Annotated in this window: 32 protein-coding genes; 23 read left to right on the forward strand and 9 right to left on the reverse strand. The window is 66.8% G+C overall.

What is annotated here, in order from left to right; genetic code table 11:
- From rpsS to ACO227_RS12575, 18 genes are all read left to right on the forward strand, one after another.
- The gene (gene rpsS / locus ACO227_RS12490; RefSeq protein WP_265119407.1) at window positions 1-279 is read left to right on the forward strand and encodes a 30S ribosomal protein S19; all 279 of its coding nucleotides are present in this window, start codon (window positions 1-3) and stop codon (window positions 277-279) included.
- Between the two features lies 1 nt (window position 280).
- A complete protein-coding gene (rplV, locus tag ACO227_RS12495; protein WP_265119408.1) occupies window positions 281-661 on the forward strand; it encodes a 50S ribosomal protein L22 in 381 nt (126 codons plus the stop codon).
- Window positions 661-1368, forward strand: coding sequence for a 30S ribosomal protein S3 (gene rpsC / locus ACO227_RS12500; protein WP_423602159.1), 708 nt, complete (start codon window positions 661-663; stop codon window positions 1366-1368). Before rplV ends, rpsC begins: the two co-directional genes overlap by 1 nt.
- Before the next feature lie 12 nt (window positions 1369-1380).
- Window positions 1381-1812 carry a 50S ribosomal protein L16 gene (gene rplP / locus ACO227_RS12505; protein WP_265119410.1) on the forward strand — a complete coding sequence of 144 codons (432 nt, stop codon included), beginning with the start codon at window positions 1381-1383 and terminating at the stop codon, window positions 1810-1812.
- Window positions 1813-1817: 5 nt separating this feature from the next.
- The gene (rpmC, locus tag ACO227_RS12510) at window positions 1818-2021 is read left to right on the forward strand and encodes a 50S ribosomal protein L29 (RefSeq protein WP_343521375.1); all 204 of its coding nucleotides are present in this window, start codon (window positions 1818-1820) and stop codon (window positions 2019-2021) included.
- 13 nt (window positions 2022-2034) lie between these two features.
- Complete coding sequence (gene rpsQ, locus ACO227_RS12515) at window positions 2035-2304, forward strand: 30S ribosomal protein S17 (protein ID WP_423602160.1); 270 nt, start codon at window positions 2035-2037, stop codon at window positions 2302-2304.
- 78 nt (window positions 2305-2382) lie between these two features.
- Window positions 2383-2751 (forward strand): 50S ribosomal protein L14, encoded by a 369-nt coding sequence (rplN, locus tag ACO227_RS12520; protein ID WP_066574426.1) that lies wholly within the window; start codon window positions 2383-2385, stop codon window positions 2749-2751.
- Window positions 2751-3068: a 50S ribosomal protein L24 gene (gene rplX, locus ACO227_RS12525; RefSeq protein WP_423602161.1), complete on the forward strand. Its 318-nt coding sequence runs from the start codon at window positions 2751-2753 to the stop codon at window positions 3066-3068. Before rplN ends, rplX begins: the two co-directional genes overlap by 1 nt.
- On the forward strand, window positions 3061-3645 hold the full coding sequence (gene rplE / locus ACO227_RS12530) for a 50S ribosomal protein L5 (RefSeq protein WP_423602162.1): 585 nt from the start codon (window positions 3061-3063) through the stop codon (window positions 3643-3645). The genes rplX and rplE overlap by 8 nt, the downstream gene beginning before the upstream one ends.
- Window positions 3646-3664: 19 nt before the next feature.
- Window positions 3665-3970 (forward strand): 30S ribosomal protein S14, encoded by a 306-nt coding sequence (rpsN, locus tag ACO227_RS12535; RefSeq protein ID WP_423602163.1) that lies wholly within the window; start codon window positions 3665-3667, stop codon window positions 3968-3970.
- A gap of 11 nt (window positions 3971-3981) precedes the next feature.
- Complete coding sequence (rpsH, locus tag ACO227_RS12540) at window positions 3982-4377, forward strand: 30S ribosomal protein S8 (RefSeq protein WP_423602164.1); 396 nt, start codon at window positions 3982-3984, stop codon at window positions 4375-4377.
- The gene (gene rplF / locus ACO227_RS12545; RefSeq protein ID WP_423602165.1) at window positions 4377-4910 is read left to right on the forward strand and encodes a 50S ribosomal protein L6; all 534 of its coding nucleotides are present in this window, start codon (window positions 4377-4379) and stop codon (window positions 4908-4910) included. The genes rpsH and rplF overlap by 1 nt, the downstream gene beginning before the upstream one ends.
- Window positions 4910-5266, forward strand: coding sequence for a 50S ribosomal protein L18 (rplR, locus tag ACO227_RS12550; protein WP_423602166.1), 357 nt, complete (start codon window positions 4910-4912; stop codon window positions 5264-5266). Before rplF ends, rplR begins: the two co-directional genes overlap by 1 nt.
- 2 nt (window positions 5267-5268) lie before the next feature.
- Window positions 5269-5973 carry a 30S ribosomal protein S5 gene (gene rpsE, locus ACO227_RS12555; protein ID WP_423602167.1) on the forward strand — a complete coding sequence of 235 codons (705 nt, stop codon included), beginning with the start codon at window positions 5269-5271 and terminating at the stop codon, window positions 5971-5973.
- 5 nt (window positions 5974-5978) lie between these two features.
- Entirely contained in the window at window positions 5979-6176 is a 198-nt protein-coding gene (gene rpmD / locus ACO227_RS12560; RefSeq protein WP_066574399.1) for a 50S ribosomal protein L30, read from the forward strand.
- A 114-nt stretch (window positions 6177-6290) separates the two neighbouring features.
- On the forward strand, window positions 6291-6827 hold the full coding sequence (gene rplO, locus ACO227_RS12565) for a 50S ribosomal protein L15 (protein ID WP_423602168.1): 537 nt from the start codon (window positions 6291-6293) through the stop codon (window positions 6825-6827).
- A 114-nt stretch (window positions 6828-6941) separates the two neighbouring features.
- Window positions 6942-8306 (forward strand): preprotein translocase subunit SecY, encoded by a 1365-nt coding sequence (secY, locus tag ACO227_RS12570; protein WP_423602169.1) that lies wholly within the window; start codon window positions 6942-6944, stop codon window positions 8304-8306.
- A gap of 28 nt (window positions 8307-8334) precedes the next feature.
- Window positions 8335-8988, forward strand: coding sequence for an adenylate kinase (locus ACO227_RS12575; RefSeq protein WP_423602170.1), 654 nt, complete (start codon window positions 8335-8337; stop codon window positions 8986-8988).
- Between the two features lie 3 nt (window positions 8989-8991).
- Here ACO227_RS12575 and ACO227_RS12580 read toward each other — a convergent pair whose 3' ends face one another.
- Window positions 8992-9654, reverse strand: coding sequence for a TetR/AcrR family transcriptional regulator (locus ACO227_RS12580; protein WP_423602171.1), 663 nt, complete (start codon window positions 9652-9654; stop codon window positions 8992-8994).
- A gap of 73 nt (window positions 9655-9727) precedes the next feature.
- Between ACO227_RS12580 and ACO227_RS12585 the strand changes: the two genes are divergently transcribed.
- Window positions 9728-10483, forward strand: coding sequence for an SDR family oxidoreductase (locus ACO227_RS12585; protein ID WP_423602172.1), 756 nt, complete (start codon window positions 9728-9730; stop codon window positions 10481-10483).
- Window positions 10484-10573: 90 nt separating this feature from the next.
- Here ACO227_RS12585 and ACO227_RS12590 read toward each other — a convergent pair whose 3' ends face one another.
- On the reverse strand, window positions 10574-11017 hold the full coding sequence (locus tag ACO227_RS12590) for a VOC family protein (RefSeq protein ID WP_423602173.1): 444 nt from the start codon (window positions 11015-11017) through the stop codon (window positions 10574-10576).
- A gap of 127 nt (window positions 11018-11144) precedes the next feature.
- Entirely contained in the window at window positions 11145-12353 is a 1209-nt protein-coding gene (locus tag ACO227_RS12595) for a type III PLP-dependent enzyme (protein ID WP_423602174.1), read from the reverse strand.
- Window positions 12354-12503: 150 nt separating this feature from the next.
- Between ACO227_RS12595 and ACO227_RS12600 the strand changes: the two genes are divergently transcribed.
- Both ACO227_RS12600 and ACO227_RS12605 read left to right on the forward strand, forming a co-directional pair.
- Window positions 12504-13472, forward strand: a complete 969-nt coding sequence (locus ACO227_RS12600) for a threonine ammonia-lyase (RefSeq protein WP_423602175.1) — start codon at window positions 12504-12506, stop codon at window positions 13470-13472.
- A 409-nt stretch (window positions 13473-13881) separates the two neighbouring features.
- Window positions 13882-14220, forward strand: a complete 339-nt coding sequence (locus tag ACO227_RS12605) for a hypothetical protein (RefSeq protein WP_423602176.1) — start codon at window positions 13882-13884, stop codon at window positions 14218-14220.
- 65 nt (window positions 14221-14285) lie between these two features.
- On the opposite strand, the gene ACO227_RS12610 is transcribed toward ACO227_RS12605, so the two are convergent.
- Window positions 14286-15095: a ferredoxin--NADP reductase gene (locus ACO227_RS12610; protein WP_423602177.1), complete on the reverse strand. Its 810-nt coding sequence runs from the start codon at window positions 15093-15095 to the stop codon at window positions 14286-14288.
- A 4-nt stretch (window positions 15096-15099) separates the two neighbouring features.
- Complete coding sequence (locus tag ACO227_RS12615; protein WP_423602178.1) at window positions 15100-15531, reverse strand: hypothetical protein; 432 nt, start codon at window positions 15529-15531, stop codon at window positions 15100-15102.
- A 101-nt stretch (window positions 15532-15632) separates the two neighbouring features.
- Here ACO227_RS12615 and ACO227_RS12620 point away from each other — a divergent pair, with 101 nt between their 5' ends.
- Window positions 15633-15806 carry a hypothetical protein gene (locus ACO227_RS12620; protein ID WP_423602179.1) on the forward strand — a complete coding sequence of 58 codons (174 nt, stop codon included), beginning with the start codon at window positions 15633-15635 and terminating at the stop codon, window positions 15804-15806.
- A 12-nt stretch (window positions 15807-15818) separates the two neighbouring features.
- On the opposite strand, the gene ACO227_RS12625 is transcribed toward ACO227_RS12620, so the two are convergent.
- Both ACO227_RS12625 and ACO227_RS12630 read right to left on the reverse strand, forming a co-directional pair.
- Window positions 15819-16274: a hypothetical protein gene (locus tag ACO227_RS12625; RefSeq protein ID WP_423602180.1), complete on the reverse strand. Its 456-nt coding sequence runs from the start codon at window positions 16272-16274 to the stop codon at window positions 15819-15821.
- Between the two features lie 104 nt (window positions 16275-16378).
- Window positions 16379-16846, reverse strand: a complete 468-nt coding sequence (locus ACO227_RS12630; RefSeq protein ID WP_423602181.1) for a GFA family protein — start codon at window positions 16844-16846, stop codon at window positions 16379-16381.
- A 90-nt stretch (window positions 16847-16936) separates the two neighbouring features.
- Between ACO227_RS12630 and ACO227_RS12635 the strand changes: the two genes are divergently transcribed.
- Window positions 16937-17797 (forward strand): alpha/beta hydrolase, encoded by an 861-nt coding sequence (locus ACO227_RS12635; RefSeq protein WP_423602182.1) that lies wholly within the window; start codon window positions 16937-16939, stop codon window positions 17795-17797.
- On the opposite strand, the gene ACO227_RS12640 is transcribed toward ACO227_RS12635, so the two are convergent.
- Both ACO227_RS12640 and ACO227_RS12645 read right to left on the reverse strand, forming a co-directional pair.
- On the reverse strand, window positions 17794-18354 hold the full coding sequence (locus ACO227_RS12640) for a lipocalin family protein (protein ID WP_423602183.1): 561 nt from the start codon (window positions 18352-18354) through the stop codon (window positions 17794-17796). The two genes, ACO227_RS12635 and ACO227_RS12640, sit on opposite strands and share 4 nt — an antisense overlap.
- A 120-nt stretch (window positions 18355-18474) precedes the next feature.
- The gene (locus tag ACO227_RS12645) at window positions 18475-19131 is read right to left on the reverse strand and encodes an alpha/beta hydrolase (RefSeq protein WP_423602184.1); all 657 of its coding nucleotides are present in this window, start codon (window positions 19129-19131) and stop codon (window positions 18475-18477) included.
- Window positions 19132-19178: the final 47 nt, after the last annotated feature.

Here is a 19178-nt window from a genome sequence, read left to right on the forward strand (position 1 = left end):
ATGGCTCGCTCCGTTTGGAAGGGTCCGTTCGTGGACCTGCATCTCCTGAAGAAGGCCGAGACGGCGCAGGAGAATTCGGGCCGTGGCGGTCCGATCAAGACCTGGTCGCGTCGCTCGACCATCCTGCCGCAGTTCGTCGGCCTGACCTTCAACGTCTACAACGGCCGCAAGTTCGTGCCGGTGTCGGTGAACGAGGACATGGTCGGCATGAAGCTCGGCGAGTTCGCGCCGACCCGGTACTTCCCGGGCCACGCGGCCGACAAGAAGGGTAAGCGCTAAGATGTCGAAGCCCAAGGCTCCCCGTCGCGTGAGCGACAATGAGGCGCTGTCGGTCGGCACGCAGATCCGTGGTTCGGCGCAGAAGCTGAACCTGGTCGCGGGGCTGATCCGCGGCAAGCGTGCCGGCGACGCGATGAACATCCTCGCCTTCTCGAAGAAGGCGATGGCGGTTGACGCGCGCAAGGTGCTGGCCTCGGCCATCGCCAATGCCGAGAACAACCACAATCTCGACGTCGACGCGCTCGTCGTCGCGGAGGCGTCGGTCGGCAAGTCGATCACCATGAAGCGGTTCCACACCCGTGGCCGCGGCAAGTCGACGCGCATCCTGAAGCCGTTCAGCCGTCTGCGCATCGTGGTGCGCGAAGTGCAGGAAGAAGCATAATGGGTCACAAGAGCAACCCGATCGGTCTGCGCCTGCAGATCAACCGCACCTGGGACAGCCGCTGGTTCGCCGAAGGCCAGGACTATGGCCGCCTGCTGCTCGAGGATCTCAAGATCCGCCAGTACATCCTCAAGACGCTGCCGCAGGCGGCGATCTCGAAGGTGGTGATCGAGCGTCCGGCGAAGCTGTGCCGCGTGAGCATCTATGCCGCGCGTCCCGGCGTGATCATCGGCAAGAAGGGCTCGGACATCGAGAAGCTGCGCAAGACGCTCGGCTCGATGACGTCGTCCGATGTGTCGCTGAATATCGTCGAAATCCGCAAGCCTGAGGTCGATGCCAAGCTCGTCGCCCAGGGCATTGCTGACCAGCTGGAACGCCGCATCGCCTTCCGCCGCGCCATGAAGCGCGCCGTGCAGTCGGCGATGCGTCTGGGCGCCGAGGGCATCCGCATCAACTGCGGCGGCCGTCTGGGTGGCGCCGAGATCGCACGTTCGGAATGGTATCGCGAGGGCCGGGTGCCGCTGCACACGCTGCGCGCGAACATCGACCATGCCGAGGCCGAGGCCCACACGGCCTATGGCGTGTGCGGCGTCAAGGTCTGGATCTTCAAGGGCGAGATCCTCGGCCATGATCCGATGGCGACCGATCGCCTGAACATGGAATCGCAGACGTCGGGCGTGCGCCCGGCGCGCGACGACCGTCGCTAAGGGTTAAGGACAATGCTGCAACCGAAGCGCACCAAGTTCCGCAAGGCCTTCAAGGGCCGCATCAAGGGCGAGGCCAAGGGCGGCGCGACGCTGAACTTCGGCTCGTACGGCCTCAAGGCGATGGAGCCCGAGCGGATCACCGCGCGCCAGATCGAGGCGGCCCGCCGCGCGATCACGCGTCACATCAAGCGTCAGGGGCGTCTGTGGATCCGCGTGTTCCCGGACCTGCCCGTGTCGAGCAAGCCGGCCGAAGTCCGCATGGGCTCGGGCAAGGGCGCCCCTGAATATTGGGCCGCCCGCGTCAAGCCCGGCCGCATCCTGTTCGAGCTGGACGGCGTGCCCGGCCCGCTCGCGGCGGAAGCGTTCGAGCGTGCGGCGATGAAGCTGCCGATCAAGACCAAGGTCGTGGCGCGTCTCGGCGACACGTCGCACCTGGAGGGTTGAGGGAAATGACCAAGGCTACCGACCTTCGGGCGAAGACCGACGATCAGCTCACCGAGGAGCTGGGCAACCTGAAGCGCGAGGCGTTCAACCTCCGCTTCCAGGCCGCGACCAGCCAGCTCGAGAAGCCGAGCCGCGTCAAGGAGGTCCGCAAGGACATCGCCCGCATCAAGACGTTGCAGAGCGAGCGTTCGCGCTCGGCTGCGAAGTAAGAGGACAACGAACATGCCGAAGCGCGTGCTGACCGGGCAGATCGTGTCCGACAAGGGCGACAAGACGGTGGTCGTGAACGTGGAGCGCAAGGTCAAGCACCCGCTCTACGGCAAGATCATCCGCCGCTCGAAGAAGTATCACGCCCATGACGAGGGCAACGAGTACAAGGCTGGCGAGACCGTGCGCATCGAAGAGACTGCGCCGATCAGCAAGCTCAAGACCTGGAAGGTGATCGAGCGGGTGGACACCCACGCGACGCCCGCCAAGGCCGACATCGCTTAAGTCCGCAAGGGCTCGAGAGTTTAACTGGAACCCCCGGGCGGAACGTCCCGGTAGGCCAAGAGAGAAGGAACCGGATCGATGATCCAGATGCAGTCCAATCTCGACGTCGCCGACAACAGCGGCGCGAAGCGGGTGCAGTGCATCAAGGTGCTGGGCGGGTCGAAGCGTCGCTTCGCCGGCGTGGGCGACGTCATCGTCGTCAGCATCAAGGAAGCGCAGCCCCGCGGCAAGGTGAAGAAGGGTGACGTGCATCGCGCCGTCATCGTCCGCACCGCCAAGGACGTCCGCCGGGCCGACGGCTCGGTGATCCGCTTCGACGGCAATGCCGCCGTCCTGGTCAACAAGAACGAGGAGCCGATCGGCACCCGTATCTTTGGCCCGGTGGTCCGCGAGCTGCGCTCGAAGGGCTTCATGAAGATCATTTCGCTCGCCCCCGAGGTGCTGTGATGGCTGCTGCGAAGATCAAGAAGGGTGACCAGGTCATTATCCTGTCCGGCAAGGACAAGGGCAAGACCGGCGAGGTCACCAAGGCGCTTCCGAAGGACGGCAAGGTCGTCGTGTCGGGCGTCAACATCGCGGTGCGTCACCGCAAGCCGACCCAGACCAACCCGCAGGGTGGCCTGGAGCGCGCCGAGGCGCCGCTGCACGTCTCCAAGGTCGCGCACGTGACCAAGGACGGCAAGGCGACCCGCGTCCGCTTCGAGGAGCGTGACGGCAAGAAGGTGCGCGTTGCCGTCAAGACCGGGGAGGTCATCAATGGCTGACACCTACACGCCGCGCATGCGGAAGCTCTATGACGAGACCATCGCCAAGGCGATGACCGAGAAGTTCGGCTACAAGAACGTCATGGAAGTGCCGAAGATCTCGAAGATCGTGCTCAACATGGGCGTCGGCGAAGCGACCCAGGACAAGAAGAAGGTCGAGTCCGCAGCCGCCGAAATGGAGCTGATCGCCGGTCAGAAGCCGGTCGTCACCAAGGCGAAGAAGTCGATCGCGCAGTTCAAGCTGCGCGAGGGCATGGCGATCGGCTGCAAGGTGACGCTGCGCCGTGAGCGGATGTACGAGTTCCTCGACCGCTTCATCACGATCGCGCTGCCGCGCGTTCGCGACTTCCGCGGGCTGAACGACAAGTCGTTCGACGGCCGCGGCAACTATGCCTGCGGCATCAAGGAACAGATCGTGTTCCCCGAGATCAACTATGACCGCATCGAGAAGGTGCGCGGCATGGACGTGATCGTGACCACCACCGCCAAGACCGACGAGGAGGCCCGCGAGCTTCTCCGTCTCTTCGGCTTCCCGTTCCCGCGCGATGCGGACGGCGAAGCGAAGCAGGCCGCGTAAGGGAAAGAGAACTTAAGTCATGGCGAAACTGAGTTCCGTGAACAAGAACGAGCGTCGCAAGAAGCTGGTGAAGAAGTATGCCGGCCGCTATGCGAAGCTGAAGGCGATTGCGGCGGACACGTCGCTCGACGAGACCGAGCGCCTGATCGCTCGCCTCAAGATGGCCGAGATCCCGCGCAACGGGAACCCGACCCGCATCCGCAACCGGTGCGAGCTGACCGGTCGTCCGCGCGGCTACTACCGCAAGTTCCGTCTCGCGCGCGTCATGCTGCGTGATCTGGCCAACAAGGGCCTGATCCCCGGCGTCACCAAGTCGAGCTGGTAAGGGTTACGAAGATGGCAGTGACCGATCCCCTGGGTGATATGCTCACCCGCATCCGCAACGGCCAGCGCGCCCGCAAGGACTCCGTCCTGACGCCGGCGAGCAAGCTGCGTGCGCGTGTCCTCGACGTGCTTCAGCGCGAGGGTTATATCCGTGGCTACAGCGAAGAGCAGATGGGCCCCGCGGCCGGCATCCGTATCGAGCTGAAGTATTTCGAGGGGCAGCCCGCGATCAAGTCGATCGCGCGCGTCTCGAAGCCGGGCCGCCGCGTCTATTCGGGCAGCAAGGAGCTCCCGCGCGTTCGCAACGGCCTCGGCATCACGATCGTCTCGACGCCGCGTGGCGTTCTGTCGGACGCCGAAGCGCGCGACCAGAATGTCGGCGGCGAAGTGCTGGCGGAGGTGTTCTGATGAGCCGCACCGGTAAGAAGCCGATCACCGTCCCCGCCGGCGTCACCGCCAGCGTCGAGGGCGGCAAGATCAGCGTCAAGGGGCCCAAGGGCACCCTCAGCATGCCGACTGCCGACGACATCTCGTACGAGGTGGGCGACGGCACGATCACGGTCAAGCCGGCGAACGACACCAAGCGCGCCAAGGCCTTTTGGGGCATGCAGCGCACGCTGGTGCAGAACCTGGTGACCGGGGTGACCGACGGCTTCTCGAAGAAGCTGCTGATCACCGGCGTCGGCTATCGCGCGAACGCCCAGGGCCGCAAGCTCAAGCTGCAGCTCGGCTATTCGCACGACGTCGATCTCGAGGTGCCGGAAGGCGTCGAGGTCAAGACGCCGGATCAGACCACGGTCGAGATCTCGGGCAACGATAAGCAGAAGGTCGGCCAGTTCGCGGCCGAAATTCGCCGCTGGCGCAAGCCGGAGCCGTACAAGGGCAAGGGCATCAAGTACGACGGCGAGTTCATCTTCCGCAAGGAAGGGAAGAAGAAGTAATGAGCAAGGGTCTCTCGCTCTTCGAGAAGCGGCGTCGCCGCAATCGCACCGCGCTCAAGGCGCGCTCGGGCAGCCGTCCGCGGCTCTCGGTGCACCGTTCGGGCAAGCACATCTACGTCCAGGTGATCGACGACGCGCAGGGCAAGACCCTCGCCGCTGCCTCGACCCTCGACAAGGACGTGCGCGGCTCGACCGGCGCGAACATCGATGCCGCCAAGGCCGTCGGCATCCGCATCGCGGAAGCCGCCAAGAAGGCCGGCGTCACGCAGGTGGTGTTCGACCGCGGCGGTTTCCTGTTCCACGGACGCGTCAAGGCGCTGGCGGATGCCGCCCGTGAAGGCGGATTGGAGTTCTAATTATGGCTGACGAACTGAATCAGGCGCCCGTCGAGGGCGGTCCCGAGGCCGGCGCAGCCGATGCCCCCCGTCGTGGCCGTGGCGGCCGCGGTGGCGGCGAGCGCGGTGGGCGCGGCGGCGATCGCGGCGGCCGCGGCCGTCGTGACGACCGTCGCGGCGGCAATGCCGAGGACGGCGGCGAGGAACTGATCGAGAAGCTGGTCCACATCAACCGCGTCTCGAAGACGGTGAAGGGCGGCAAGCGCTTCGGCTTCGCGGCGCTGGTGGTCGTGGGCGACGGCAAGGGCCGCGTCGGCTTCGGCCATGGCAAGGCTCGCGAGGTCCCCGAGGCGATCTCGAAGGCGACCGCTTCGGCCAAGAAGAAGATGGTCCGCGTGCCGCTGCGCGAGGGCCGGACGCTGCACCATGACGGCAAGGGCCATTTCGGCGCCGGCCAGGTCACTGTCCGCTCGGCGCCTGCGGGCACCGGCATCATCGCGGGCGGCCCGATGCGCGCCGTCTTCGAGAGCCTGGGTGTTGCCGACGTGGTGACCAAGTCGGTCGGCACCTCGAACCCCTACAACATGATCCGCGCCACCTTCGAGGCGCTGAACGACCAGTCTTCGCCGAAGGCGGTCGCCCAGCGGCGCGGCAAGAAGATCGCCGACCTGCTCGGCCGTGGCGGTTCACAGACCGCCGAGGCCGATGCCGCGGCGATCGTGGAGTAAGGCACATGGCCAAGAAGGAAGCCGCCAAGACCGTCAAGGTGAAGCAGACCGGTTCGCCGATCCGCCGCACCAAGGATCAGCGCGCGACGCTGGTCGGTCTGGGCCTGAACAAGATGCACAAGGTGAGCGAGCTGCAGGACACCCCTGAAGTTCGCGGCATGATCCGCAAGGTGCATCACATGGTCGAGGTGATCGAGGGCTAAGGCCCCCGGCACCTTTCCAGGTGACAGATGAAGGGGAGGGGGCTATCGGCCCCCTTTCCGATTTCCGGACATTCCGGAAATCACGCGCGACAAAAGCGAAAGCGAGTGCAGACGATGAAACTGAACGACATCAAGGACAATGACGGCGCCCGCAAGGGCCGGATGCGCGTCGGACGCGGCATCGGTTCGGGCAAGGGCAAGACCGCGGGCCGCGGCCAGAAGGGCGCCAAGGCGCGCTCGGGCGTCGCGATCAACGGCTTCGAGGGCGGTCAGATGCCGCTCCACATGCGCATCCCGAAGCGCGGCTTCAACAATCCGTTCGCCAAGGACTATGCCGAGGTCAATCTGGGCGCGATCCAGAAGCTGGTCGATGCCGGCAAGCTGACCGCGACCGACATCGACCACAAGGCGCTGCAGGCCGTCGGCCTGGCGCGCGGCGGCAAGGACGGCGTGCGCCTGCTCGGCAAGGGCGAGCTCAAGGCGAAGCTCAACTTCACCGTCGCCGGCGCGTCGAAGAGTGCGGTCGAGGCGGTCGAGAAGGCTGGCGGCTCGGTCACCATCCCGACGATCGTCCCGGCTGCCGAGAAGCATGCTGCCAAGCATCGCTCGAAGCAGAAGGAAATCGCCGCCAAGAAGGCCGGCAAGGCCTGATCTAGCTGTGGACGGGGCAATGCCGCGCATTGCCCTGCTCCGTCAGTAACCTATATGGGCGGCGGGGCAGCGGGTAACGCTTCTCCGCCGCTTTGGTTTCCGGGAATTATCTGAATGGCATCCGCAGCCGATCAACTCGCATCCGGCCTCAACCTGTCCAAATTCGGCCAGGCCACCGAACTCAAGAAGCGCCTGTGGTTCACGCTCGGCGCGCTGATCATCTTCCGGATGCTGAGCTTCGTGCCGCTGCCGGGCATCGACCCGACCCAGCTCAACCTGCTCGCGCAGACCACGCGCGGCGGGGTGCTCGATTTCTTCAACACCTTCTCGGGCGGCGCGCTGGAGCGCATGTCGGTGATCGCGCTCGGCGTGATGCCCTACATCACCGCCTCGATCGTGGTGCAGCTCGCCACCTCGCTGTCGCCGGCGCTCGCCGCGATCAAGAAGGAAGGCGAGAGCGGGCGCAAGAAGCTCAACCAGTATACCCGCTACGGCACCGTCGCGCTGACCGCGGTGCAGGGCTATGTCATCGCGGTCGGGCTCGAGACGCTGGGCGCCAACCAGGGTCTCACCCCAGTGGTCGATCCCGGCATGCTGTTCCGCGTCGCTGCGGTGGTCTCGCTCATCGGCGGCACGATGTTCCTGATGTGGCTGGGTGAGCAGATCACCAGCCGCGGTGTCGGCAACGGCATCTCGCTGATCATCATGGCCGGCATCGTCGCGCACCTTCCGACCACGCTGGTCCAGCTGTTCGAAGGCGGCCGCTCGGGCTCGATGAACCCGATCACGCTGGTCGCGATCATCGCCGCGGTTGCGGGCCTCGTGCTGTTCATCTGCTTCATGGAGCGCGCGCAGCGCCGCATCCTGATCCAATATCCCAAGCGCCAGACGCAGCGCGGCATGCAGTCGGAGCGCAGCCACCTGCCGCTCAAGATCAACACCGCAGGCGTGATCCCGCCGATCTTCGCCAGCTCGCTGCTGCTGATGCCGCTGACGATCAGCCAGTTCGCCGGCCAGCAGCAGGCGGGCCAGGGCTGGTGGGGCGACTTCATCATCAGCCTCAACCAGTATCTGCAGCACGGCAGCCTGGTATACATGCTGCTCTACGGCGCGGGCATCATCTTCTTCTCGTTCTTCTATACGGCGGTGGTGTTCAACCCCGAGGAGACGGCCGAGAATCTCAAGAAGTACGGCGGGTTCATCCCCGGCATCCGCCCGGGCAAGAACACCGAGGCCTATTTCGATTACGTGCTGACGCGCATCACCGTGATCGGCGCGGCCTACCTCACCGTCATCTGCCTGTTGCCGGAATATCTTGTGTCGGCGCTCGCCATCCCCTTCTATCTGGGCGGCACCAGCCTTCTGATCGTGGTCAACGTGACGATGGACACGGTGACCCAGATCCAGTCGCATTTGCTGGCGCATCAATATGGCGACCTGATCAAGAAGGCGAAGCTGAAGGGCGGCCGCCTCCGCTGAGACGGAGCGGCAACAGAGGGGAAATGGTTTGAACATCATCCTGTTGGGGCCTCCGGGGGCCGGCAAGGGCACCCAGGCGTCGCGGCTCGAGGACGAGCGCGGCATGGTCCAGCTCTCGACCGGCGACATGCTGCGCGCCGCGGTGAAGGCAGGCACGCCGGTGGGCCTCCAGGCCAAGGCGGTGATGGAGGCCGGCGAGCTCGTCAGCGACGCGATCGTCAGCGGCATCATCGGCGAGAAGCTCGACGAGCTGGGTCCCGAGAAGGGCGCGATCTTTGACGGCTATCCGCGAACTGCGGCGCAGGCTGAATCGCTCGACCAGATCCTGGCCGAGCGCGGCCGCAAGCTCGACCATGTGATCGAGCTGGTGGTCGACGAGGACGCGCTGGTCGAGCGCATCACGGGCCGCTTCACCTGCGCGACCTGCGGCGAGGGCTATCACGACAAGTTCAAGCTGCCGGCGGTAGCGGAGACCTGCGACCAGTGCGGCGGGCATGAGTTCAAGCGCCGCCCCGACGACAATGAGGAGACCGTGCGCACGCGCATGGCCGAGTATCGCGCCAAGACCGCGCCGATCCTGCCGATCTACGAGGCGCGCGGCCTGGTGAAGCGGGTGGACGGCATGGCCGACATCGCCGAGGTCACCGAGGAGATCGAGGCGATCCTCGACGGCAAGGCGTAAGGTCTAGTCTCGCAGGCAAGGGGCACCTTGCGCCGCACCCCAGTTGGCGGCCGCCAGATAAGCTTTGCAGGCTCGGGGCAGCTCCTGGCGCAGACACGCGAGGCTATCTTCGGAATCCTCGGTTTCCATCACCATGCGCACCGAACCGCCGAGCAGGGCGGTGAGCATGAAGGCAGCCGAGGCGAGATCGGCGAAACGCGCATCGGGCGCCGCGGCGAGCAACTGGCCGATAACCTGTGTCATCTGCCGCTTGGCCTCGCCCATCACCTCGCCAAGATCGAATTCAGCGGCGATACCGTAGATGGCGCGCGACGCGACCCTGTCCGCCGTCTTCGCGTCGAGCCAAGCGATCGCCAGACCCTCCGCGACGGTGGCGACGTCGCGACCTTCGAGATGCTGTGCCGCTACCAGCATTGCGGACATGATCGACTGGAGCTGGCGCTCGACGATCGCGAAGAGAAGCGCCTGCTTGTGCGGATAATATTGATACATCGATCCAATCGAAACACCGGCGCGTTCGGCCACTCGCGTGGTCGTCAAGCGTCCCACGCCTTCCGCCAGCAAAACCTGAATGGTCGCGGTGTGAATCGCATCGATCGTTGCCGCGGAACGCGCTTGTCGGGGCGCTTTTCTGGGCTGAAGCAACGCGGGTGCGGGGCGGTTCATAGATGCGAATACCAGAACTGAAGGATCGTTCATAAATTACCCTGCGAACGCTGCCTCGCAAGGAGTCATTTTCATGAATAATGTTCTCATCACCGGCTGCTCGACCGGGTTCGGGCGCGAAACCGCGCGCTATTTTCTCGATCGTGGCTGGACCGTCGTGGCGACGATGCGCGATCCAGCCGCCAGCACATTACCGGTTTCCGACAAGCTGCGCGTGCTGCCGCTGGACGTGACCGATAGCAGCAGCATCGCGGAGGCAGTCTCGAAAGCCGGACCGATCGACGTGCTCGTCAACAACGCGGGCATCGGGTGGCTCAATGCGGTGGAAGGCACGCCGGTCGAAACGGTGCGCGAGATATTCGAGACCAACCTGTTCGGCACCATCGCCATGATGCAGGCGGTGCTGCCGGGGATGCGCGAACGGCGCTCGGGCGTGATCGTGAACGTGAGCTCGAGCACGATCTACAAGCCCCTCCCGCTGCTGTCCGTCTACCGCGCGAGCAAGGCGGCGATGACCGCGTTGACGGAGTCGGCAGCGGCCGAGCTCGCCGAATTCGGCATCCGGGCGAGAGTCGTCGTGCCGGGCCGTGCGCCCGCAACGAGCTTCGGGACAACCGCGCAAGCGTGGATCGCGAGACGCGGATGGTTCCCCGAGGCTTATGAAGCGTTCGCTCAACGCACGCTGGCAGCCCTGCAGTCCGGGGATCCGGGCAATGTCACAACCGCTCACGACGTCGCCGATGCAATCTATCGCGCCGCGACCGATCCGGGCATTCCGATGGTGCTGCCAGCCGGCGCCGATGCCATCGCCTGGTCGAAGGGCGAATGAACGGGCCATGGGCGTGGCGGCACGCGACGCGAGCGGCGACGCGTGACGCGGCTCCCCGGCGCTGGGAAGGACCAGGGAGCCGCTTCGCCTTCAGCCCTGTGCCGGCGTCCAGCCCTCCGTGGGGTTGGTGTTGACCATCCACGGCACGCCGAACTTGTCGACCAGCGAGCCGAAGCCGGGCGACCAGAAGGTCTCGGCGAACGGCATGACGACGCGGCCGCCCTCGGACAGCGCCTCGAACCAGCGCTGCGCCTCGGCCTTGTCCTCGGTGTGGAGCGTGACGTCGAAGCCGTTCTTGGGCTTGTCGATATTGGGGGCCCAGTCGGTGTCCATGTCGGCGCCCATGATCGACTCGTCGCCGACGTCGAGCCAGGCATGCATCAGCCAGTCCTTATACTGCTCGCCGACCGGCATGTCGGGAGGGCCGTCGCCATAGGGGATGGCGGCGGTGACCTTGCCGCCGAGGACTTGGGCGTAGAACTCGAAAGCCTCGCGGCACTGGCCCTTGAAGCTCAGGCTGGTCACGATCTTCATCTAACCTCTCCTTCGGTGATTCGACCGGGCGGCACTATAGACGCTCAAGCTGCGTTTTGGTGTCAGCATGGAAACGGGCCGCCACCCCGGAGGATGACGGCCCTGTTTCGCCAGCGAGTCATCAGCCTCAGCGGCGCGCGCGGCGCTTGAACTGGTCGAGGCTGACGACGTTGCTCGGACGCTCGATCGCGATGCCCGAATAGAGCGTGTCCATCGGCTCGTCGGTCACTTCGTGGACGATGTCCGAGCCGAAGCCGTTGAACGCGGTGCGCATCGCCGCGCCGTACGCGCCGAGCATGCCGACCTCGATATAGTCGCCCGCCTGCACGTCCGCCGGCAGCTCGAACGGACCCGCCATGTGATCGAGATCGTCACAGGTCGGACCGTAGAAGCTGAACTCCGCCGTCTCCGCGTCCACGCCCTCACGGAGAAGGCGGACCGGGAAGCGCCAGCCGACATGCGCCGCATCGAACAGCGCGCCATAGGCGCCGTCGTTGATGTAGAGCTCGTCGCCGCGGCGCTTCTCGACGCGCACGATCAGGCTGCTGTACTCGGCGCAGAGCGCGCGGCCCGGCTCGCACCACAGCTCGGCGCTGTACGAGATCGGCAGGTTCTCGAACGCGTTGTGGATCACGCCGAAATAGGCCTCGAGCGGCGGGGGCTCCATCCCCGGATAGGTCGAGGGGAAACCTCCGCCGACATCGACGATGTCGACCGTGACCGACGAGGCGACGATCGCCGCGCGCACGCGCTCCATCGCCTCGGCATAGGCCGCCGGGGTCATCGCCTGCGAACCGACATGGAAGCAGATGCCAAGCGCGTCGGCCGCCTGGCGGGTCGCGACGAGCAGCTCCTTCACGTCCTCGGGCTCCGCCCCGAACTTGGCCGCGAGGCTGAGCTTCGAGTGGTCCGACGACACGCGGATGCGCACGCACAGGTTCAGGTCCTGCGCTCCGCGGGTGGCGCGCACGATCTTCTCGAGCTCGTCCATCGTGTCGAGGCTGAAGGTGCGCACGCCGTGGACGAAATAGGCCTCCTCGATCGCTTCCTCGGCCTTGACCGGGTGCATGAAGCACAAAGTCGCCTTGGGCAAAGCGCGGCGCGCCATGCGCACCTCGCCGATCGACGCGACGTCGTAATGCGTCACGCCGCTGTCCCACAGGATCTGCAGCAGTTCGGGAGAGGGATTCGCCTTCACGGCATAGAGAACCGTTCCCGGAAACTTCTCGACGAAGAAGCGGGCGGCTCGCTTTGCAGCGTGCGGACGAACGAGCGTTACCGGCTCGACGGGACGAAGGGCTTTCGCTAGCCCCAGCGCGCTATGATGCTTGTGCAACTCAAGGGACCTCCAATTGCCTTGCCGGCGTACGGTGAAAAAACACTGCCTTGCGGTGGAAGTCCCATGGGGCAGCGGACAGGCCACATAGGGTCGGGGGTCCCCCTTGTAAAGCGATTCGGGGTCCGTTTTTTCGATGCGGGGTGATTTGTGACGATTTTGCGACAACCGACCCGGGCCGGGGTACGCGACGCGGCGGCGAAGGTGGCGGCGATCCTGCCGCCGACTCCGCTGCTGGTGGCGGAAATCCGCGGGATTCCGGTGATGTTCAAGGCCGAATGCCTGCAGCCGATCGGCGCGTTCAAGATCCGCGGCGCGTGGCACCGGCTCACCGCGATCGCCCCCGAGCACAAGGACAAGGGCGTGGTCGCCTTCTCCTCGGGCAACCACGCGCAGGGCGTGGCCTGGGCGGCGAAACGGCTCGGCATGCCGGCGGTGATCGTGATGCCCGCCGACGCGCCCGCGGCGAAGCGCGAGGCGACGCTGGCGCTGGGCGCCGAGGTCGTCGCCTATGACCGGATGAAGGAGGACCGCACCAAGATCGCGGCGCACCTCGCCCATGCCCGCGGCGCGACGCTGGTGCCGCCGTTCGACGATCCGTGGATCATCGAGGGGCAGGGGAGCATCGGCATCGAGGTGCTGACCCAATGCGCCGAGATGCGGCTGCCCGATCCGGGCCAAGTGGTGGTGCCGTGCGGTGGCGGCGGGCTGGCGGCCGGCGTGACGCTGGCGCTGCCCGAGGCGGAAACCACGATCGTCGAGCCCGAGGGCTGGGACGACATGTGCCGCAGCCTCGCCAATGGCTGGATCGAATCGGTCGGCGATTCGCCGCCGCCCACGGCGTGCGACGCGCTGCAGACCTTCCAGCCCTCGCCGCTCACCTTCGACGTGCTCTCGCGCCGCGATGCGAAGGGGGTGACGGTGAGCGAGGCCGAGGTGCGCGCGGCGCAGCGCTGGGCGGCGCGGCGGCTGCGGCTGGTGGTCGAGCCGGGCGGATCGGTCGCGCTCGCCGCGCTGCTGGCGGGGAAGGTCGATCCGACACCCGACACGCTGGTCGTGCTGTCGGGCGGCAATGCCGATCCGGAGGCCTATGCCAAGGTGCTTGGGTCGACCGACTGAGCGCCGGCCGGGTTGACAAGGTTGACTCGAAACGCGGTGCTTGTCGCAGATGCGCCGGGAACGCGGCGGGTTCGCGCCGGCGACGCGGCGGGGACGCGCCGGGCGCGCGGCAGCGACGCGGCAGTCACGCGCCACCGACGCGCCACCAGCGCGGCGGTAACGCGCGGGGACGCGGCTTGGCGCCGGTGACGCGGCGGGCATGCGCCGCTCGCGCGCCACCGGCGCGGCGATGCTCGCGCGATGCGTGCTGGAATCGGGACTGGCTGGCCGGGGTTTCACCGATCAGGGTAGATCAGATGAATTCCAACATTGGAAGGGGGCGAGCCGTTTGTGGCCGGGCCGCTGACGGCCGGTTCCGGCGTCCGGGGCGCCGTGGATCCCGGCACAAGGCCGGGATGACGGAAAGCGGATGGCCGTAAACGATCCCATTGCGGACATCACGACCGCGCTGGTAACAGAAAGTTATGTCATACTCGGGCGAGCGGGGGGCAAAGGAGCTGAAATGCTCTACATTTTCCAGGGCGCGCAAAATTTCTGGGGAACAACCGCCGATCCGACTGGGAGCAATTTGCCGTCGGCCTATGCTCCGTGGGAGTTCGTAAAGGCAATCGCCAAGACTGATCCGCGCATCGAGCAGGGCATTGATCGCGGCACTCTCGCCGAGGTTGAGGCGCAAGGTTACTCGCTGCGGCGAATTACGGTAACCTTCGAACCCATGATCACCGTGCCCGAGATTGTGAGCGAATGAAGTGCTGAGCAGAAAGGCCGCTTCCACCCATAGCGGACATCACGATCAGCGCCGCCGCCCCAACCTCACCCCACGAACGCGCGCTCGATCACGTAATGACCCGGCTTGGCGTTCGAGCCTTCCTCGAAGCCGAGGCCGTCGAGCATCGCCGACAGGTCCTTGATCATCTCCATGCTGCCGCACAGCATGATGCGGTCGGTCTCCGGGTCGAGGCGCTTCTCGCCGCCCATCTGCGGGCCGAACAGCGCGCCATTCTCGATCAGCGTGCCGATGCGCTGGTCGGTCGGGAAGGGCTCTCGCGTCACCGTCGGGAGGTAGCCGAACTGGAGCAGCGCCTGGTCCTGCACCAGCGGATCGCCGGCGAGCTGCGATTCCAGCTCCTCGCGGAAGGCGAGGTCGCTGACGCGGCGCACCGAGTGGACCAGCAGGATCTGGTTGAACATGTCGTAGACGTCGGGATCGCGCGCGAGGCTGAGGAAGGGCGCGAGGCCAGTGCCGGTCGACAGGAAGAACAGCCGCTTGCCGGGCAACAGCGCGTCGGTGACGAGCGTGCCGGTCGGCTTGCGGCCGAGGAACAGCTGGTCGCCCGGCTGGATCAGCTGGAGCCGCGAGGTCAGCGGGCCGTCGGGCACCTTGATCGAGAGGAATTCGAGCTCCTCGGCGTATGCCGGGCTGGCGATCGAATAGGCGCGCAGCAGCGGGCGGCCGTCCCCCGGCAGGCCGAGCATGACGAACTCGCCCGAGCGGAAGCGGAAGCTCTGCGGACGCGTGATGGTGAAGCTGAACAGATGCTCGTTCCAATGACGAACGCTGGTCACGGTCTCGACCGTCAGCGCCGCCGAGGGGGCGAGGGGGATATGGTTGCGGTCACTCATCACTTCAGTTTCCAGTTTGCGCCGACGGGCCGAGGCCGATCGCCTCCAGCGCCGCCGCCGCGGTTTCGATCGCGATCTGGAGCGAGGGCGCGCTCGTCGGAGGGACGATCATGCCCAGCATCTCCCGCATCTCGTTTTGGGGCCGGCGCGGCGCCTGCTCGAACAGGTCGAGCAGCAGCGCCTCGTCGTCGCTGACGCGGCTATGGCCTGGGGCGCGGAAATAGAGCGGTTCGCCAGCTTCGCAATTAAGAATTGCCATGGCCATGGAAAAGGATTGCAACGCCGCCGTCGCGTTCCAGCGGGTGAAGCCGTCGCCGAGCGCATGGCACGGGCATTGCCGCCGGCTCACCGCCTGCACCCAGCCGCGCGCCGCCCAGACGATGAACCGGCCGCCGAGATCGAGCGACGAGACGCTGCGGTCGAGATAATGATACACGGGCGCTCCCTTCCGCGCCTTCCTATCGATTGGCTATTGCGAGTCAATCGCAATTATATCTTCGCTCGACGCGAAGCTCGGCTTTGGGCATGGCGTGGCGCATGGAAAGCCTACCCACCGCCGGCTCCACCGTCCTCGCGCTGCTGATGCTCGCCGCCTTCGCGCTGGCCTGGGGCGGGGTGTGGTTCATCCGCAAGGGCGAGCGGCAGAAGGGCGTGCTGATGATCGTCTGCGCGCTGGTGGCGCTGGGGAATGTGCTGATCTGGACGGTGTGAGGGGCGGGGTCGTCAGTCCTTGCAGACGCTGACCAGCCCCATCGTCATCGGCGCCCCGCCGAAATTGGGGAAGACCTGGTTTTCCACCTCGATCCGCCGGCACGGCTTGCCCTGCTTGTTGAGCAGGCGCCCGGGGGCCGCGCGCCGGGTCGCCCGGGCGGTCTGCGGGCTCCGGCCGCCGGGTCCCGGGCACACGCCCTCGGCGACGAGCTGGCGATAGGCGCGGTCCGACTGGACTCGCGCCCAGGCTTGCGCCGCGGCCTTGCCGTCGGTGCGCAGGCGCTGGCGATAGCCGCTGATCAGCCGCTGCTGCTCGGCCTGCGACAGGCTGTCCGGGGAGCAGGGACGGGAGGCTTTCTGCGGGGCCGGCCGTGGCGCGCCTGCCACGCCCGGCGGCGCGGCTTGCGCTTCCATCGCCAGACCTGCGAGGCCGGCGAGCAGGACCATCTTCGATGCGGCGTGCGGCATGCGTGCTCCCCTCGAGCATGAGCTGCCGGAACTATGCGACAGCGGCATTTCCGGGGCCAAGGCCGGCCGCACATGTCACCGTGCCAGTCGCTCGGTTCGACCGATCAGTCGCGATCCGGCGCCTGGCGGTTGCTCGCGGCGATCGCGGCGGCCCAGTCCGCGTCCTGCGCCTCGGTCGCGCCGATGTCCTCGAGCGCGGGGAGGTCGCCGAACCACGGCATGCGCGCCTCGCTGCCCATCTGCGTCCGGGGCGGGAAGGCGGTGGGATCGTCGAGCGAGCCGATGGTGAGGTTGGTGCGGCTGCCCTTGAGGTTGCGATAGTAGAGCGGGGTTCCGCAATCGGCGCAGAAGCCGCGGTCGACATGCTCGGAGCTGCGGAACGCGGCGGGCGTGCCGCGCGTCCATTCGAGCGCTTCGTTGGGCGCGGCCACCAAGGCGGCGAAGAGGTTGCCGACCGCCTTCTGGCACATGCGGCAATGGCAGAGATGCGCATTGTCGAGCATCTGCGTCGCGCGATAGCGCACCGCGCCGCACTGGCACCCGCCGGTCACCGTGATGTCGATCCGCTCCATCGGTCCCTCGCAACAAATCGTTACACTGTTTTGATGGCCGCAGCGCGCGGCGCGGGGTAGCTGTTTTCGACCAACCGACAGGTGCGAGCCATGCCTATCCGATCGATCCTGCCGCCACTGATCCTCGCCGCGCTGGCGGCCGCGCCGGTGGCAGCGCAGCGCCCCGCGGCGCCTCAAGCGCGCGAGATCGCCTATGGCGCCGACGCGTTGCAGCGGCTGGACTTCTACCCCGCCGCCAGCGCCAAGGGACCCGCGCCGCTGTTCGTCTTCGTCCATGGCGGCGGCTGGAAGCGCGGCGACAAACGCAACGCGACCGGCGCGGCCAAGATCGCGCACTTCACGGGGCGGGGCTTCGCCTTCGCGTCGGTGAACTACCGGCTGGTGCCCGATGCCGAGGTCGAGGATCAGGCGCAGGACGTGGCGAACGGGATCGCGCGGCTGATCCGCGACGCGCGAACGCTCGGCATCGACCCCTCGCGCCTCGTGCTCGCCGGGCACAGCGCGGGCGCGCACCTCGCGGCGCTGATTGCCACCGACCCGCGATATCTGAAGCGCGCCGGGGTGGGCATGGACCAACTCAAGGGCGTCATCCTGCTCGACGGGGCGGCCTATGACGTGCCCGCGCAATCGGGCGAGGGGCCGGGGATCATGCGCCCGACCTATGCCCAGGCGTTCGGCACCGATCCGGCGCGGCAGCGCGCGCTCTCGCCGACGCTCCACGCCGCCGCGCCCAACGCGCCGCGCTTCCTGATCCTGCATGTCGAGCGCGAGGACGGCCGCCGCCAGTCCGAAGCGCTGGCGGCAGCATTGCGCAAGGCGGGCACGCCGGCGGAGGTGCGCGGGCTGCGCGGCCGGGGGCTGCGCGGGCATATGGAGATCAACCGGTCGCTCGGCGATCCGGACTATCCGGGGACGGCGATCGTGGACGCGTGGATCGATGCGCTGCCCTAGTCCTGCCGCGTGATGCGCAGCGCCCAGCGGTCGTAACCCAGCGCCTCGACCCGCTCGCGAAGGGCCTGCGCCAGCTCGGGCGCCGGGTGCGGATCGCGGCTCAGCACCCAGAGATAGCGGCCGCTCGGCTCCCCGACGATCGACCAGTCATAGTCGTCGCCATGGTCGAGCACCCAATAGTCGCCGGTGTAGAGCGGCCCGAAGAACGAGACCTTGAGCTTGGCGCGGGTCGCCTCGTCGGCGACGATCGCGAGCCCCTCGGCGACGTCGCGCTCCTTGTCGCCCGCGCGGAGGCCGCTGTTGACGATGCGGACCTTGCCGTCCTTCTCCAGCGTGTATTCCGCGGTGACCGCGTCCAGCCCCTTCTGGAAGCGATTCTCGTGCCGGGCGAGCTCGAACCACTTGCCGGCATAGCGCGCGAGGTCGACCGGCCTGGCGGGCTGCGGCACCCGGGGGTTGATCACCGGCGGGCGCGTCGCGCGCGAATAGAGGAACAGGCCGCCGATCGCGGCTGCGGCGACGCCGGTGGCGATCTTGATCGCGGTCGATTGCTTCATGCCGCCATCATGCATCGCGTTCGCCGAAAAGCAAAAGGCCGAGGCATCGCCCCGGCCTCTGTCGATCGTGGAAGGCCCTCGCCCAGCCCTCCCCCGCAAGCGGGAGAGGGCTGGAAGCCCTCACCGGATCGGCGAGTTCGGGTCGAGCCGCATGTCGAGATACTTGTCCACGCTACCCATCAGCTGATCCATCTCGTGCTCGAAGAAATGGTTCGCGCCGGGGATGGTGTCGTGGTGGATGGTGATGTGCTTCTGCGTGCGCAGCTTGTCGACCAGCTTCTGCACCGCGCTCGGCGTCACCACTTCGTCCGCCTCGCCCTGGATGATGATGCCCGAGGACGGGCACGGGGCGAGGAAGGTGAAGTCGTACATGTTCGCCGGCGGCGCGATCGAGATGAAGCCGCGAATCTCCGGCCGGCGCATCAGCAGCTGCATGCCGATCCACGCGCCGAAGCTGACGCCCGCGATCCAGGTGGTCGAGGCTTCGGGATGGAAGCTCTGCACCCAGTCGAGCGCCGACGCGGCGTCGCTGAGCTCGCCGATGCCGTTGTCGAACGTGCCCTGGCTCTTGCCGACACCGCGGAAGTTGAAGCGCAACGTCGCGAAACCGCGGCGCTGGAAGGTCTTGTAGAGCTCCTGCACCATGCGATTGTTCATCGTGCCGCCCGCATTGGGATGCGGGTGGAGGATCATCGCCACCGGCGCGCGGGGACGGGGAGCGGGGGCGAAACGCCCTTCGAGACGGCCTTCGGGACCGGGGATGATGACTTCGGGCAAGAGCTACCTGCTTGAGTATGTGGGACGCGCGGTGGCGCGAAAAGTGA

Origin of the sequence: Sphingomonas sp. MS122, assembly GCF_049532975.1 — a bacterium.
GTDB lineage: Bacteria > Pseudomonadota > Alphaproteobacteria > Sphingomonadales > Sphingomonadaceae > Sphingomonas.

What these genes read in the sequence shown, in the direction of transcription:
- rpsS (WP_265119407.1), top strand. Translation starts at nt 1, where the DNA reads ATGGCTCGCTCCGTTTGGAAGGGTCCGTTCGTGGACCTGCATCTCCTG.
- rplV (WP_265119408.1), top strand. Translation starts at nt 281, where the DNA reads ATGTCGAAGCCCAAGGCTCCCCGTCGCGTGAGCGACAATGAGGCGCTG.
- rpsC (WP_423602159.1), top strand. Translation starts at nt 661, where the DNA reads ATGGGTCACAAGAGCAACCCGATCGGTCTGCGCCTGCAGATCAACCGC.
- rplP (WP_265119410.1), top strand. Translation starts at nt 1,381, where the DNA reads ATGCTGCAACCGAAGCGCACCAAGTTCCGCAAGGCCTTCAAGGGCCGC.
- rpmC (WP_343521375.1), top strand. Translation starts at nt 1,818, where the DNA reads ATGACCAAGGCTACCGACCTTCGGGCGAAGACCGACGATCAGCTCACC.
- rpsQ (WP_423602160.1), top strand. Translation starts at nt 2,035, where the DNA reads ATGCCGAAGCGCGTGCTGACCGGGCAGATCGTGTCCGACAAGGGCGAC.
- rplN (WP_066574426.1), top strand. Translation starts at nt 2,383, where the DNA reads ATGATCCAGATGCAGTCCAATCTCGACGTCGCCGACAACAGCGGCGCG.
- rplX (WP_423602161.1), top strand. Translation starts at nt 2,751, where the DNA reads ATGGCTGCTGCGAAGATCAAGAAGGGTGACCAGGTCATTATCCTGTCC.
- rplE (WP_423602162.1), top strand. Translation starts at nt 3,061, where the DNA reads ATGGCTGACACCTACACGCCGCGCATGCGGAAGCTCTATGACGAGACC.
- rpsN (WP_423602163.1), top strand. Translation starts at nt 3,665, where the DNA reads ATGGCGAAACTGAGTTCCGTGAACAAGAACGAGCGTCGCAAGAAGCTG.
- rpsH (WP_423602164.1), top strand. Translation starts at nt 3,982, where the DNA reads ATGGCAGTGACCGATCCCCTGGGTGATATGCTCACCCGCATCCGCAAC.
- rplF (WP_423602165.1), top strand. Translation starts at nt 4,377, where the DNA reads ATGAGCCGCACCGGTAAGAAGCCGATCACCGTCCCCGCCGGCGTCACC.
- rplR (WP_423602166.1), top strand. Translation starts at nt 4,910, where the DNA reads ATGAGCAAGGGTCTCTCGCTCTTCGAGAAGCGGCGTCGCCGCAATCGC.
- rpsE (WP_423602167.1), top strand. Translation starts at nt 5,269, where the DNA reads ATGGCTGACGAACTGAATCAGGCGCCCGTCGAGGGCGGTCCCGAGGCC.
- rpmD (WP_066574399.1), top strand. Translation starts at nt 5,979, where the DNA reads ATGGCCAAGAAGGAAGCCGCCAAGACCGTCAAGGTGAAGCAGACCGGT.
- rplO (WP_423602168.1), top strand. Translation starts at nt 6,291, where the DNA reads ATGAAACTGAACGACATCAAGGACAATGACGGCGCCCGCAAGGGCCGG.
- secY (WP_423602169.1), top strand. Translation starts at nt 6,942, where the DNA reads ATGGCATCCGCAGCCGATCAACTCGCATCCGGCCTCAACCTGTCCAAA.
- ACO227_RS12580 (WP_423602171.1), bottom strand. Translation starts at nt 9,654, where the DNA reads ATGAACCGCCCCGCACCCGCGTTGCTTCAGCCCAGAAAAGCGCCCCGA.
- ACO227_RS12585 (WP_423602172.1), top strand. Translation starts at nt 9,728, where the DNA reads ATGAATAATGTTCTCATCACCGGCTGCTCGACCGGGTTCGGGCGCGAA.
- ACO227_RS12590 (WP_423602173.1), bottom strand. Translation starts at nt 11,017, where the DNA reads ATGAAGATCGTGACCAGCCTGAGCTTCAAGGGCCAGTGCCGCGAGGCT.
- ACO227_RS12605 (WP_423602176.1), top strand. Translation starts at nt 13,882, where the DNA reads ATGGCCGTAAACGATCCCATTGCGGACATCACGACCGCGCTGGTAACA.
- ACO227_RS12610 (WP_423602177.1), bottom strand. Translation starts at nt 15,095, where the DNA reads ATGAGTGACCGCAACCATATCCCCCTCGCCCCCTCGGCGGCGCTGACG.
- ACO227_RS12620 (WP_423602179.1), top strand. Translation starts at nt 15,633, where the DNA reads ATGGAAAGCCTACCCACCGCCGGCTCCACCGTCCTCGCGCTGCTGATG.
- ACO227_RS12625 (WP_423602180.1), bottom strand. Translation starts at nt 16,274, where the DNA reads ATGCCGCACGCCGCATCGAAGATGGTCCTGCTCGCCGGCCTCGCAGGT.
- ACO227_RS12630 (WP_423602181.1), bottom strand. Translation starts at nt 16,846, where the DNA reads ATGGAGCGGATCGACATCACGGTGACCGGCGGGTGCCAGTGCGGCGCG.
- ACO227_RS12635 (WP_423602182.1), top strand. Translation starts at nt 16,937, where the DNA reads ATGCCTATCCGATCGATCCTGCCGCCACTGATCCTCGCCGCGCTGGCG.
- ACO227_RS12640 (WP_423602183.1), bottom strand. Translation starts at nt 18,354, where the DNA reads ATGAAGCAATCGACCGCGATCAAGATCGCCACCGGCGTCGCCGCAGCC.